The organism is Streptomyces sp. bgisy159, assembly GCF_057707805.1.
On sequence record NZ_JBYIQX010000023.1, the window covers coordinates 35,161 to 48,629 of the forward strand.

Sequence of the window (13,469 nt, forward strand, 5' to 3'; positions counted from 1 at the left end):
AGGGGCCCCTATTCGGGTGCGGATTCACGGTGGGAACTAGCCGCCTCGCACAGGAGTCCTCGCAGGCCGGAAGTGGGCGTGCAGAAGCCCAGGGCCGCAGACCGAGGAGGCGAGGGGAGTCCAAAAACTGTAGAGGCGAATCCGCCGACGACCAAGAAGTGCCGTGCGAGGGTGCCGGATTCCGGCACCTCGCGCCAGCTTTTTGGTCAACCGCCAATCCGCATCTACTGTTTTTGAACCGCCCGGCGCACACCGCCGCTGGCTACTCCCCCGCCACACCTCACGGAGGTACCCCCTTGCCCCGGCACACCTAGCTCACGGCCCGGCCAGCTGGGAGCGAGCGGCAACTCGCCCCACATCGGTCCGCCTTGATCGCCCACCCCGGCCGCCGCGCCCTTCCACCACGCCTCGCGCACGCGGCACGCCGGACACCGCACCCCCGAAGGACACGCTCATGACGTCTCGCTACCCACCCCTGCCCGACCTCGCTGACCCACGAGCGGTCCGCTCCGGTTGAAGGCGCTCGCCGCCGGCATCGGCGTCGTCTTCCTCTCCCCGCTTCTGCTCGCCGGCACCGGCATGATGATGGCGTCCTCCGCAAACGCCGTTCAAAGCAGCAGCAGCTTCCTCATCTGCCTGAACGACATCAACACCGGCAAGGTCGCCGAGCAGGTCACCAAGATCCTCGACGGGGCGTCCGGCAAGAACGTCCACGTCGAGGGCCTGGACCTGCCCGCCGAGCAGGTGCCCAATGCCCAGACGATCGTGGCCACCGGTATCAGCCTCGACGTCCCCAAGAAGGGCCAGGTCATCGCGCTCGCCACGGCGATGCAGGAGTCGAGGCTGCGCAACCTCAACTACGGCGACAGGGACAGCCTTGGGTTGTTCCAGCAGCGTCCCTCCCAGGGCTGGGGCACCGCCGAGCAGATCCGTGACCCGACGTACGCGAGCGAGCAGTTCTACAAGCACCTGCTCAAGGTGCACGGGTGGCAGCAGATGACCGTCACCCAGGCCGCCCAAGCCGTCCAGCAGTCCGGCTTGCCGGACGCCTACGCGCAGTGGGAGCACCTGGCCACCGCGCTGCAGGAAGCCATCGCCAAGACCTTCCCCGGCGCCGGCAACAACAAGGACGCCAAGGAGCCGAACCCAGGCAAGGACCCGGGAGCCGGCACTACCGGCTGCGCTCCAGGCCAGGACGGCTCCGGCTTCGGCCCGATCCCCGAGGGCAGCGTCCCGAAGGGATACAAGATCCCCAAGGACGCCGACCCGAAGGCACGCAACGCCATCGAGTGGGCGATGCACCAGCTCGGCACCCTCTACCAGTGGGGCGGATCCTGCACCAACGCCCACGGCCCCGACCCGATGGGCCGCTGCGACTGCAGCTCGCTGATGCAGCAGGCGTACGCACACGCCGGCGTCACCCTCTCCCGCACCACGTACACGCAGGTCAACGAGGGCAAGGCGGTCTCGCCCGCCCAACTCAAGCCCGGTGACCTCATCTTCAGCCGCGGCACCGCGAGCCGTCCCGAGCACGTCGGCATGTACATCGGCGAGGGCCTCGTGATCGAGGCACCGCGCACCACCAAGCCGGTCCGGATCACCCCGATCAAGGACTGGACGATTCTCGCCGCCCGCCGCGTCATCTGACGCCACCCGCCCGGACACCGCTCCGGACAGGCCGGCCGGTCACGGCGATCTTCCGCGCCCCGCGCGCATCTCCCCGCCCCCCCTTTGCTTCCCCTCTTCTCGCCGGCCCCTCGTCTGGCCCGCGTATGCAAGGAGCCCCGCCACACCTATGTCCCTCCCTCTCGCAGACCGCGTCATCCAGCTCGCCTACGACCCAGGGATCTCGCCCAAGGGCGGCGGCCTGCCCGGCCTGAGCGTGCTGAAGAACGTCGTCAACAGCATCAACATGTTCGGGATCATCGCCGTCGTCGGTGCCCTCGCGGTCTCGCTCGGCGTGTGGGCCTGGGGCCACCACACCGGTGGCCACCAGGCCGAGGCCAACGGCAAGAAGGGCGCCGTCGTCGCCGCGGGCGCCGCCCTCGGCCTCGGCGCCGCGAACGGAATCGTCGCGTTCTTCTCCACCCTCGGCTCGCAGGTTCACTGATGCGGAACCGATTGCCCACCCTCTCGCTGTCCTCTTACGGCGTCGGCTGGTCGGCCAACCGGCGCGTCGCCATCGTCGCTCTGGTCGTCACCGTCCTGCTCACCATCGCCGCAGCCGTCGCCTGGCTGTCCGGCAGCGGCAACGCCCACCGGGATCCGACCGCTGCCGGGCCGGCCGCGACGCACAGCCCGTCCTCCTCCGAGGCCCCCGCCCCGAAACCCGAGGCCGACTCCGGTTCCGTGCCCAAGCCTCCGCAGATCGCCGAGCCGGTCGCGTACGCCAAGGCAGCAGCCCAGATGCTGTGGTCCTACGACACCCGCGAGACCAGCCGCGACCAGCAGCTCGCCGGCATGCGCCCGTGGATGACCAAAGAGCCCGCCTACGCCGACTGGGCGTCCGTCTCCGGCCAGGTCCCTGATCCGTTGCTGTGGTCGCGGATGGCCGACCAGGACCAGCACGCCACCGCCCGCGTCACCGAAGGCCACTACCCGGGCGCGTTCAAGCAGGCCCTCGCCGAGGACCCCTCGGCGATCACCGAGGCGTACGTCTACGTCGTCACCGTCAACGGCACGCAGCAGATCGCCTGGAAAAAGGGCGGCGGCGGAGCCGAGGACCGCGCCGTGACCCTCGCCGTGCAGTGCCGCCCCGGCCACGACTGTGCCCTGGCCGCCATCGCTCCGAGCGTCACGCAGTGACCCGCGCCTGACACGATATAAGGAGGAGTAATTCCCCGTGGGTTTCTGTGATTACCCCCTGGCGGACAAGCTCTGTGCCGTCGGCGACGCGGTCGATTTCGCCTCGGACCCTGGCAAGGCCATCGGTGACTGGATGGCGAAGTCCGCAGGTGAGCTGGCTGCGGCAGCGGCCGACTTGGCCACCAAGGCGGTCAACACCACCACGAGGGTCGACCTGAACGCCGGATGGTTCCGCGACAACTACGAGATGCTGCTGCCGTTGGGCCTGGTCCTGCTGGTCGCCACCTTCTGCGCGCAGCTCGTCCGGGCCGCCGTCAGACGCGACGGACAAGCCCTCACCCAGGCGTTCACCGGCACCATGTCAGGGGTCCTGTTCGCGTTCTGCGCCATCGCCCTGACCACGGTCGCCGTCGAAGTCGTCGACGCCGTCAGCGACGGCCTGTTCAAGACCGCGCACCTGAGCATCGAGTCGGCCGTGCGCCGCATCGTGAAGGTCAGCCAGATCGGGTCCCTGGCCGGACTCGGCTGGCTCGTCCCGGTCGTCGTCGGTCTCGGCGCCGCCATCGGCGCCTTCCTCTACTGGTGCGTGATGATGGTCCGCAAGGTCGGCATCCTCGTCATGGTCACCCTGGCCGTCTTCGCGTCCGCCGGCGGCGGCTGGGAAGTCGCACGCCGCTGGCGCAAGGGCTGGATCGAAGCCACCGCCACCCTCGTCGTCAGCAAGCTGCTGATGACTGTGATCTTCGTGCTCGGCATCGCCGCCATGGGCAAGACCGACGCCACCGACGGCATCGCCGCCCTCGCCGACGTCATGTCCGGCATCGTGATCATGATCCTGGTGCTGCTGTGCCCCTATGCCGTCTTCAAGTTCGTGCACTGGGCGGCCGACGGCACCGACGGCGAGTCCATCCACCGCGCCGGCGGCGCAGGAGCGCAGATCGCCAAGGCCCACGCCGAGAACGTCGCCCGCAAGGCCGCGGCAGCAGCCGCCACCGCCGGAACCGGCGGCGCGGCAGCCGGAGCGGGTGTCGCCGCCGCGCAAGGCCCCGACGCCGCAGGCGGAGGCGGATTCCCCGGCGACATCGCCGCCAACCCGACCGGCGACAGCGGCGGCGGCAAGGACGCTTCGCAGGGTGGCGGAACGGGCGGCTCGCCCGGTGGCGGTGCCATGAAGTCCGGCCTGGAGAAGGCCGTCCAGCCCGCGCCGACGAGCGTGTCGGATGACACCAGCGGCCAGGTGGGCGGCAGCCCGGGGCCGGGTGGATCCGGCGTGAGCGCCGCGTCCGGCCAGCAAGGCGGCTGGCAGTCAGTGCCGCCGACCACGACCCCGCCGCCGCAGGGCGCACCGCCGTCCCCTGGGGCACAGAACGCCACGCCCAGCGGGACGGCCTCACCGCCGCCGCCTGCGACCGGCCTCTGATCCCCTGTCCGTCTACCGGGGGCGGGACGTGTACTGCACCCCCGCCCCCGGGTTTCCGCCCGCGTCTTCAGGACCCGCCCCTTGACTGATCTCTCCGTCGCTCCGGTCACGGTGAAGTTTCCGCACCGGTCCCGCCGCGGCATCCTCCTCGGCCTCTCCCTGCCGCAACTCGTCCTTGTTTCCTGCACGCTGGCGCTGCTGCTGATGACGGTGGTCTCCACCGGGCTGGTCGGCGCCGTCGCCCTGGCACCGCTGTGGGCGGCTTCCGGTGCGCTCGTGGTGATCCGTCGGCACGGACGCTCCCTGATCGACTGGGCGCCGATCGTCACCCGCTACGCACAGCGCCGACGCACCGGCCAGACGCTCTGGCTCGCCCGGCCCGTCACCCGGCCCCGGCAGGATGGCATCCTCCACCTGCCCGGCACGGCCGCCTCCCTCAAGGTGGTCACACCCGGCGACTCCGCCAACGGCGCCGCGGCCGTGCACGACCCGCACCGGCAGACCCTGACCGCCATCGCCCGGGTCAGCAGCCGCGCCTTCGCCCTCCTCGACCCCGCCACCCAGACCCACAATGTGGGCAGCTGGGGACGCGCGCTCGCGGGCATCGCCCGCACCGGGCACATCGCCACCGTGCAGGTGCTGGAACGCACCGTCCCCGACAGCGGCGACACCCTCTCCCGCCACTGGGCTCAGAACGGGCAGCCCCAGACACCGGTCGCCGGACAGATCTACTCCGAACTGGTCGCCTCGGCCGGTCCCGCCGCCGCACCTCATGAGACCTACCTCGCCATCTCCCTCGATCTGAAGGCCGCCCGGCGGCTGATCTCGCAGGCTGGCGGCGGGCTGCCCGGGGCGTTCACCGTCATGGAGCAGACCACCGCGTCCATCGCCCAGGCGGCCCGCAACGCCGGACTGATGGTCACCGGCTGGCTGACCGCGCGGGAGATCGCTGCCGTCATCCGCACCGCCTACGACCCGGGGGCCCTGGCCGCACTCCAGCAGTGGTCCGACACCGGCCGCGCCGAGGCCGATCCCGCAGCCTCAGGTCCCGTCGTCCAGGTCGAGGAGTACGACCGCCTCGCCACCGACAGCGCGCGACACGCCACGTACTGGGTGGAGAACTGGCCCCGCACCGAGACGAACGCCGGCTTCATGCACGGCCTCATGTTCACGGCCGGCGTGCGGCGCAGCCTGTCCCTCATCTACGTGCCGCAGGGGCTCGAGTCCGCGCTGCGGGACGTCCAGCGCAAGAAGGCCGCGATCATCGCCGACGCCAACGAGCGCGCACGCCGCGGGCAGGTCGACAGCGAGGAAGACTCCGTCGAGTACGCCGACGTCAAGCAGCGTGAGCGCCAGCTCATCGCCGGGCACGCGGACGTGGCCCTGACCGGCCTCGTCACCGTCACCGCCGAGACCGACGCCCTCCTGGACGCCGCCTGCGCCCAGATCGAGACCCACGCCGTCACCTCGGGCGTCGACCTGCGACGGCTGAACTACCAGCAGCCCGACGCGTTCGCCGTCGCCGCACTTCCCCTCGCCCGCACCACCCTGTAGCTGCCAGTTCGCCCCCGCACCCCGCTCCCGCCTCTTTGGCGGCAAGGACCTCCCATTGATCCCTCCCCGTCCCAGCGAGCCCGACGCGCACCCCTACCTTCGGGCCGCCACCGCAGGCGTCCGCCACCACGCTCGTGCCCTCAACCGTGCCGCGCCCCCGGATCGCGGCCACCTCGACACCCTCCACGCCCACCTCACCGAACTACACCGGCTCATCGACCAGTTGGCTGAGGTAACGCGGCCCCCGCATCCTGCAGCAGGCCGCCACCTCGCCACCGCGCACACCCGGTTGTGGCAGGCCACCACCGAGATCCACGCCGCCTTCCACCTGCTGCCCGGCAACCCAGCGCAGGCAGACACCGAGACGAGCGCGTGCCATCCGGAACGGCTGCCCGAAGGGCCGCCCGTGCTGACCATCTGCCAACGCCACCTCGCCGCCGGGCACAGCATCCGGCGCAAGACCACCCCCACCGACCTCCGCCCGCACACCACGTCCTGCGTGCGATGAGCACCACCCGCAGAATCGAGGGCCCCCGATGAGTCACCGGCCCGCTCGCCGCGCCCGCCGCGCCTCCGCCAGCCCGCTGTTCACCCCGCACGGCACCGACCGGGCCAGCCGCAAGGCAGCCCGCCGCCAGCTCGCCGAAGCCACCGCCAAGGCCCGCGCCGAAGCCAGCGCCCACCAGGCAGAGAGCACACCCGCCGAGCACGAGATGCCCGCTCCGCTCTACCCCCCGAGCGGACGCCCCGGGCCCGCCTCCGCCCGCAACAACCGGCTGAAGCTGCCCGCCCACCGCATGACCACCGCCGTGGCCGCCGGCGCCTACCCCTTCCTCGCCGAAGGCGGGCTCGGCGCCGAGGGCATCTACATCGGCCGCGACGTGCACGCCGAGGCATCGTTCGTCTTCGATCCGTTCGCGCTGTACGGCAAGGTCGAGGGCTTCACCAACCCCAACCTCCTGCTCGCTGGGGTGATCGGCCAGGGCAAGAGCGCGCTCGCCAAGTCCTTCGCGCTGCGTTCGGTGGCCTTCGGCTACCGCGTCTACGTCCCGTGCGATCCCAAGGGCGAGTGGACACCGGTGGCTCAAGCCCTCGGCGGCCGGTCCGTCGCTCTCGGCCCCGGACTGCCCGGACGCCTGAACCCCCTGGACGCGGCCCCGCGACCGGACAGCGTCACAGAGGCCGACTGGGTCGGCGAGATCCGCAAACGGCGCCTGCTCCTGCTCGGCTCCCTCGCCCGGACCGTCCTGGGCCGGGACCTGATGCCCATGGAGCACACCGCCCTCGACGTCGCCCTCGACGCCGTCGTCACCCGCGCCGCCGCCACCGGCCGCACCCCGCTCCTCGGCGACGTCGCCGCCACCCTCAACACCCCCAGTGCGCTCGACGAAGCCGCCGGCGTGATGTCCGGCCAGCTCGGCGACGCCGCCCGCGACCTGGCCCACGCGATGCGCCGCCTCGTCCACGGTGACCTGGCCGGCATGTTCGACGCCCCATCCACCGTCGCCTTCGACCCGCACGCGCCGATGCTCACCATCGACCTGTCCCGCCTCGGCGGATCCGGCGACGACACCGCCCTCGTCCTGGCCATGACCTGCGCAAGTGCCTGGATGGAGTCCGCCCTCTCCGACCTGAACGGCGGCCGGCGCTGGATCGTGTACGACGAGGCGTGGCGACTGATGCGGCACGTCGGCCTGCTGCAGCGGATGCAGGCCCAGTGGAAGCTCAGCCGCGGCCTCGGTATCGCCAACCTCATGGTGATCCACCGGCTGTCCGACCTGCTCACCGCCGGCGACGCCGGATCACAAGGCCGCGCCCTCGCCGAGGGCCTCCTCGCCGACTGCAGCACCCGGATCATCTACCGCCAGGAGACCGACCAACTCCACGCCGCCGCCGCCCTGCTCGGCCTGACCTCTGTGGAAATGGACGCCATCGCGCACCTCAACCGGGGCCGTGGTCTGTGGAAAGTCGCTGGCAGATCCTTCATCGTCCAGCACCTGCTGCATCCCAACGAGCTGGCGCTCTTCGACACCGACGCCCGAATGCATTGAAAAAGCGTCTAGTTCACGAATCCTGACAACACCCCATCGAAGGACTCTCGCATCTCCCCGCGTGACCCGGACTTCGACCTGTACGACAACGTCGGCCGCGACGCCGACCAGATCCACGCCGCCCGGTACAACCTCGCCACCCGCGGCGACCTGAAGCGGTGGGCGCGACGCGACGCGCAGCCCTTCCGCGACGCGCATCCGCTGCCGGACCAGCCGTGGCCCGCACCTGATCTCACCCCCTACCTGGACGCCCTCGCCGCGGCTCAGACTCCGGCAGAGATCGAAGCAGTCACCGACCACGTCCTGGACGCCGCCGAACCTGCACTGCGCGCCGTGAGCGACTACCTCGTCGCCGCCGCCCGGTGGCGGCGGGAGAACCGCGGTGCGGCCAAGGGATCTCCCTCAAACCTGCTGATGACGGCGGCCAGCCGGGCGCTGTCGGTCCTGGCCCTCGCCGACGAGGCCGGCCTGAGCAGGCTGCGCGCCGCCTACGACCCGGCTCCCACCCCCGCGACACCGACCGGCGGCCAGCCTGGGGCCAGCGCAGGCGTCCCGCCCGCTCCTCCGTCCCCCGGTACCGCACCCCGCCGATAGCTCTCTTTCTGCGGTTCCAGTCCCGCCCGACTCTCGCAAACGCGATCCCGAGGGACCACCACTGTTGATCGACACGGCACCGCCACCGCCTGCACACGGAGTCCTCTTGAAACGTCCCCCTCACCTGAACGCCACCGAATGGGCCGAATACCACCAACGCCGAGCCGAAGTCGACGACCTCATGGCACAGGTCGCCGACCAGGACGCCCAGATGGAACACGACCTGATCGCCACCCACGACGAGTACGAACTCGGCTTCAGTCAGGAGTCGCAGCCGGGAGTCACCCCCACTGGACGGACGCCTCCACCGCACCGATCTCCCGCCTCCTCCCGCGGGAGGAACCGTGGCCGCTGACGAAGCGAGCACCCCAGACTCCCGCCGCGTTGCCTCGCTCGCACCGCTTCCCGACCACCGCAACGTGGACACCCCGTGGTGGCAGGAGCTGTGGCGTCGCCACGCGCACATCACCACGCCGCTGCGGGCGCGCGGCCTGCAGTGCGACATCGAGTTCGGCCTCAGCGCCTACATCGTGCGCGTCTCTCTCCCCGACGACAGTTACCTGATCATCGGTCCGCCGCAGGAGCCGTCCTCCGAGCGCCCGCCCGGAGACCCCGAGGGCTGGATCGCGACGCGTGAGCACCCCGACGACCCGTCGCTGTTCGAGGTCCTCTACGACTCGGCCCCCTCCGACGACCCCGGCGCTCCTCAGCGGCCCGAAGCCCGCCACGGCGGCAGCGCCCAGCCCCTGATCGAGGCGATCAACCACCGCCTGGCCAAGCTCGGACTGCTGCCGCACCCCGTCCTGCCCGGCGAAAGCCCACACGTGCACTCAGCCCAGCCGACGCCCCCGCCCCAGGCCCAGGGCGTCCCCGGCACATCCGACGACGCTCCCATCTACGTCTACGGCGACGCGCTGCGCGCTCTGACCGACCGGCTCAACGGAGCGGAGTCGCATACGGATGCCGCTGCCCTGCTGCACCAGATCCTGGAGCCCACCGACGGACTGCTGGCGCAGCTCGGCGAGTTCTTCGAAGCAGCCGGGGAGAAGGCCAAGGAAGCGGAGGAGGACGACGGCTTCGACCTGTCGTACGACCTCGCCGACGCCGCCGCCGAGATCCGCAACCTCGGAGAGGTCCTGCACGTGGCCGAGGACAGGATGCGGGCCCTCACTCCGCTCGCGTCGGCACCGCGCCTGCCCTCCAGCCCGGCCCGTACACCGTCCCTGCCCCCGCGAGTGCTCCCGCCGGCACAGCCGCGGCACACGCGCTGACCCCGGACCACCGCTTCCCTCCCGGAACACATGACTTCACTCCGCACCGACCTGGCCGCCTTCGCCGCCGCCCTTTCCGCGCGCCTGCCCGGCACCTGGACCAGCCAGTACCAGCGCCACTCGCAGTACGCGGACCAGTTCCCCCGCACCGAACAGCTCTGGGACACCGGCCACGTCGACTACGTCGTCAGCCAGTACGTCCTCACCCACGACGCCGTGCTCCACGGGCCGGCCGACCAGAGGCTGTACGTGGCCGACCGCCCCCGCTTTCTGCACCAGTTCGTCGTCGCCCCGCTCGCACCCGACAGCACGCACATCAAGCCCCGCCACTTCGCCGGAGTCGAGGAACCCAACGGCATCGCCGTTCCCAAGGACCCCGCACGCGCGGCAGCACGAGTCGCCCGGCGGCTGCTGCCCCGCTACGAAGAAGCCCTGCAGGCCGTCCTCAACAACGCGGCGCACCAGCCCCAGCCACCGCACCGGCCCCAACCGCCACAGGTCGACCAGGTCCTCACGCTGACCCTCTACAGCGACGGCGCCCTCGGCGCGCCGTACGAGAGCGTGCCGGTCGATGCCCGCATGACGCTGTACGCCCACGGCTTCCAGTACCACCCGCACCAAGCAGCGTTCCTCCTGCCCACCGCCTACGGGGACACCGGTCGCGCCCTTCGCGTCCACGCCGTGGTCCAGCAACTCACCGCCCAGGGCATCGGCGTGAACCTGCGCCACTCGGCGCCCACCACCAGCGCCGCCCTTCCGCCGGCGTCAGCGAAGGCCGCGTCCCCGATCCGCCGTACGCGCTGACCCGCCCCGCCCCCAGACCTTGGAGTCTCCATCCGCATCACCCGCCGCACCCTGCCGCTGCTCGCCGGCGCCGCCTGCCTCGCCCTGGCCCTCACCGGCTGTGCCGACGACGAAACCGCTGTCGCCAAGCAGACGCCCAGCGCCAGCAGCGCGCCGCAGCCGGCACCTGCCCTCAGCGCCGCCCAGGCCCGCGCCGTCATCACCCACTACTCGCAGATCAACAACGAGGCCAACGCCGACCGCAACCGCGCCCTGCTCGACACCATCGAGGACGGCCCGCTGTATGCCATGTCCGTCTCGGACTACACCGAGACCGAGGGGCTGCCCGCGGCCGACCGCACGCCCTACAAGCCCTGGTCCTACGACACCGCCAGCGCCAAGCTGTACATCCCGCGCCTGGCCGCTGGACAGGACCGCTGGTTCGCCGCCGCGCTCTCAGACGACAAGGAAAAGGCCCCCTCGCGTCTGGCGGTGTTCGCGGAACGACCCCAGCACAAGCGCTGGGAGCTGGTCTCCGTCGTCGACCTCGACAGCCCGAAACTGCCGGACATCGCACTCGACCACGACGGGTACGCAACGGCCGTCGCCGCCGACGGCAACAAGCACCTCGCCGCCGACGTCGGCGTTTTGCGTGCCGCGGTGCTCGACAACTTCGCCACCGGCGGCACGCACACCGGGACGAAGGTCTTCACGCCGACCACGGCGAGCAAGCGGCAGATCGAGGTCCACGACAAGACCGGCACCCGTTTCGGGGACCAGGGCACCACCGTCTTCGCCGGCGCCGCCAACCGCTACACGGACGCCTACGCTCTCAAGACCGCCGACGGCGGCGCGCTGGTTCTCTTCTCCCACATGCACACGCAGACCGACGCCGTCGCGCACTCCGGCCTGCAGATCAACCCGGGCAAGGAGGACCGGGCCTGGCTCCACGACGTGTCCCGCACCTCCATCAGGTACACGTTCGTGTGCAACGACGCCGCCGCTGTCCCCGCGAAGGCCGCCCCGTCCCGGCTGATCGGCTACACGTGTGCCCGCACCGATGCCTCCGGCCCGCCGGTCTCGTCCTGGTCAGACCGCGTATAGACGCACCCGCGCGCTACCTGATGGCCGCCGAACATTTCCCGCCCCCTGCTTGCTGCGGAGAGCTCCCTGTCCACTCGCTCCTTCATCGCCCGCCCCACCGTCGGCACGGGCTACACCGGCATCCACGTCCAGCTCGACGGCGTGCCCAGCCACCACCTCCCCCTCCTCCTGGCCGCCTACCAGTACAAGTTCGGACGCGACATCGAGGCCATGTGCCGGCACCTCATCGACGACGTCGCCGTCGGCTGGGACGAACTCGGCACCGATCTCCTCGACGATGCCCCGCCCGCACTAGTGACCGCGCTGACCGGCGGCGAGCACTGGCCCAGCCGAACCCTCGACCACCTGGTCACCCCGGACGGCTCGCCGCCGGTACGCATGTCGGTCACCGACGAGACCGCCGACGACCAGGACATGCAGTGGGGGTACGTCCTGCACAAGGAGGGCGTCGAGGTGATCAGCCTCCTGCACGAGGACATCGGCCCCATCGTGAGCTGGTCCATCGACCCGCGCACCGCCTTCAGGCGACCACCCGGCGGCCTGGTCCTCCCTCGACTCCCCGCCCGCTATCCGGGCATCGCGCAGCACGCCGACTCCGAGCGCTCCTGCCGCAGCCCCGGCGAAGGCCAGCCCCTCTCGCCCCACCGCCCGCCGCTAGCTTTCCCTCGTCTTCCCGGAGCCTTCCCTGCCCCCGCACACCACGCCCCTGATCACCGTCGTCATCGCCAGCCGCCTGCGCGAAGACCGGCTCGACTACCTGACCGCCATGCACGCGAGCCTGACCCGGCAGTCCGTGCCGTGGGAGGCCGTGATCGCACTCGACGGTGCCTCGCCCGACCGCCTGCCGGCCCCGCTCGCACAGGATGCCCGCGTTCGCACCCTGTCGCTGCCCCGGCCGGTCGGCGCCGCCTGCGCCCGCAACCTGGCCCTGAACCACGTACGCACCCCGTACACCAACTGGGCGGATGACGATGACGAGTTCACCGACGATGCGATGGCCGTACGGCTGAACACCCTGGAGTCGACCGGGGTCGGCTGGTGTGCGGGCTGGAGCGAGGACCACTACCCCGACGGCTCGACCACCCTGTGGCGCTGTCCAACGCCGCCCGGCCGGCACGAGGCCGGCGACGTGTGGACGTACTGGAAGTCGCCGGCGGACACCATCCCCATCGGGCCGACCACGATCCTCGCCCGCACCGACCTCGTGCGCGCCGCGCCGATGGGCGGCCTCGTCCAGGGCGAGGACTACTGCGCAGCCCTCGGCGTCACCGCGCTCGCGCGCGGGATCCTGCTGCCAGTGCCCGTGTACAGGTACCGCAAGTGGAACGGGCAGATGACCGCCCAGGTCGGATACGACCAGCTGGAGGTGGCGGCCCGCGAGCACGCCTGGGCGTACGGCCGCAGCCTGCGCTCCGTCCTGCACGGCGAGGACCTTCTAGGATCCGCGAATTCGTGAGCATTTCCGCGTGATCATGAGCATTGGCAACGTTCAGTAGTTGTCACTTTCTCAAGCCCGGGTGTCAGCGCGGGCGCGGCCGACCTCCTCCTGGATGCGGTCGCGCAACCAGGGCGGCATGTCCACCGGGGCACCCTCTGCGTCAGCGAGATAGATGCAGAGTTGCCCACGCATCTCGTCCTGGCGCGGATGACCGAAAGCTTCGACGACCCGACGACCCACCTCATTGAGATCTTGGTGTGGAGCATCCACGTCCGACTGGTCATAGAACATGTGCAGGCCGGGAACACCGGGCAGGGGTCGAGTCACCTTCGGCCCCGCATCCCCGACAATCCGGCTCTCGGCGTCCCAGTACCGGATGAAGCGCAGGTTGTACGCGCTAACGACGGCCACCATCGCCAGGTCGCTCATAGCCAATCTCCTGCCTCGCA

The 13,469-nt window shown here is 70.9% G+C and carries 14 protein-coding genes; 13 read left to right on the forward strand and 1 reads right to left on the reverse strand.

The window, feature by feature from the left end; translation table 11 throughout:
• The first annotated feature begins 513 nt into the window (after positions 1–513).
• The 13 genes from AC3ET3_RS22010 (at position 514) to AC3ET3_RS22070 (ending at position 13,038) form a co-directional block, all read left to right on the forward strand.
• Complete coding sequence (locus AC3ET3_RS22010; RefSeq protein ID WP_435612719.1) at positions 514–1,647, forward strand: C40 family peptidase; 1,134 nt, start codon at positions 514–516, stop codon at positions 1,645–1,647.
• 148 nt (positions 1,648–1,795) lie between these two features.
• Entirely contained in the window at positions 1,796–2,110 is a 315-nt protein-coding gene (locus AC3ET3_RS22015) for a DUF6112 family protein (RefSeq protein WP_006143162.1), read from the forward strand.
• Positions 2,110–2,805, forward strand: coding sequence for a dihydrolipoyllysine-residue succinyltransferase component of 2-oxoglutarate dehydrogenase complex (locus AC3ET3_RS22020; RefSeq protein WP_435612720.1), 696 nt, complete (start codon positions 2,110–2,112; stop codon positions 2,803–2,805). The genes AC3ET3_RS22015 and AC3ET3_RS22020 overlap by 1 nt, the downstream gene beginning before the upstream one ends.
• Positions 2,806–2,842: 37 nt before the next feature.
• Positions 2,843–4,225: an SCO6881 family protein gene (locus tag AC3ET3_RS22025; protein ID WP_435612721.1), complete on the forward strand. Its 1,383-nt coding sequence runs from the start codon at positions 2,843–2,845 to the stop codon at positions 4,223–4,225.
• An 81-nt stretch (positions 4,226–4,306) separates the two neighbouring features.
• The gene (locus AC3ET3_RS22030; RefSeq protein ID WP_404733350.1) at positions 4,307–5,779 is read left to right on the forward strand and encodes an SCO6880 family protein; all 1,473 of its coding nucleotides are present in this window, start codon (positions 4,307–4,309) and stop codon (positions 5,777–5,779) included.
• Between the two features lie 55 nt (positions 5,780–5,834).
• Positions 5,835–6,287, forward strand: a complete 453-nt coding sequence (locus AC3ET3_RS22035; RefSeq protein WP_435612722.1) for a DUF6238 family protein — start codon at positions 5,835–5,837, stop codon at positions 6,285–6,287.
• A gap of 28 nt (positions 6,288–6,315) precedes the next feature.
• Entirely contained in the window at positions 6,316–7,830 is a 1,515-nt protein-coding gene (locus AC3ET3_RS22040; protein ID WP_435612723.1) for an ATP-binding protein, read from the forward strand.
• Positions 7,831–8,163: 333 nt separating this feature from the next.
• Positions 8,164–8,424 (forward strand): hypothetical protein, encoded by a 261-nt coding sequence (locus tag AC3ET3_RS22045; protein WP_006143170.1) that lies wholly within the window; start codon positions 8,164–8,166, stop codon positions 8,422–8,424.
• Positions 8,425–8,530: 106 nt separating this feature from the next.
• Positions 8,531–8,779, forward strand: a complete 249-nt coding sequence (locus AC3ET3_RS22050; RefSeq protein ID WP_435612724.1) for a hypothetical protein — start codon at positions 8,531–8,533, stop codon at positions 8,777–8,779.
• On the forward strand, positions 8,769–9,695 hold the full coding sequence (locus AC3ET3_RS22055) for a hypothetical protein (RefSeq protein ID WP_435612725.1): 927 nt from the start codon (positions 8,769–8,771) through the stop codon (positions 9,693–9,695). Before AC3ET3_RS22050 ends, AC3ET3_RS22055 begins: the two co-directional genes overlap by 11 nt.
• A gap of 30 nt (positions 9,696–9,725) precedes the next feature.
• Complete coding sequence (locus AC3ET3_RS22060) at positions 9,726–10,499, forward strand: hypothetical protein (protein WP_435612726.1); 774 nt, start codon at positions 9,726–9,728, stop codon at positions 10,497–10,499.
• A gap of 84 nt (positions 10,500–10,583) precedes the next feature.
• The gene (locus AC3ET3_RS22065) at positions 10,584–11,582 is read left to right on the forward strand and encodes a DUF8094 domain-containing protein (RefSeq protein ID WP_488191835.1); all 999 of its coding nucleotides are present in this window, start codon (positions 10,584–10,586) and stop codon (positions 11,580–11,582) included.
• Between the two features lie 706 nt (positions 11,583–12,288).
• Positions 12,289–13,038: a glycosyltransferase family 2 protein gene (locus AC3ET3_RS22070; protein WP_079088142.1), complete on the forward strand. Its 750-nt coding sequence runs from the start codon at positions 12,289–12,291 to the stop codon at positions 13,036–13,038.
• Positions 13,039–13,089: 51 nt separating this feature from the next.
• On the opposite strand, the gene AC3ET3_RS22075 is transcribed toward AC3ET3_RS22070, so the two are convergent.
• A complete protein-coding gene (locus tag AC3ET3_RS22075; RefSeq protein WP_058082628.1) occupies positions 13,090–13,449 on the reverse strand; it encodes a hypothetical protein in 360 nt (119 codons plus the stop codon).
• Positions 13,450–13,469 lie beyond the last annotated feature (20 nt).

Excerpts from the sequence above, each read along its gene's own strand:
- AC3ET3_RS22015 (WP_006143162.1), top strand. The coding sequence starts at position 1,796 with ATGTCCCTCCCTCTCGCAGACCGCGTCATCCAGCTCGCCTACGACCCA.
- AC3ET3_RS22020 (WP_435612720.1), top strand. The coding sequence starts at position 2,110 with ATGCGGAACCGATTGCCCACCCTCTCGCTGTCCTCTTACGGCGTCGGC.
- AC3ET3_RS22040 (WP_435612723.1), top strand. The coding sequence starts at position 6,316 with ATGAGTCACCGGCCCGCTCGCCGCGCCCGCCGCGCCTCCGCCAGCCCG.
- AC3ET3_RS22060 (WP_435612726.1), top strand. The coding sequence starts at position 9,726 with ATGACTTCACTCCGCACCGACCTGGCCGCCTTCGCCGCCGCCCTTTCC.
- AC3ET3_RS22075 (WP_058082628.1), bottom strand. The coding sequence starts at position 13,449 with ATGAGCGACCTGGCGATGGTGGCCGTCGTTAGCGCGTACAACCTGCGC.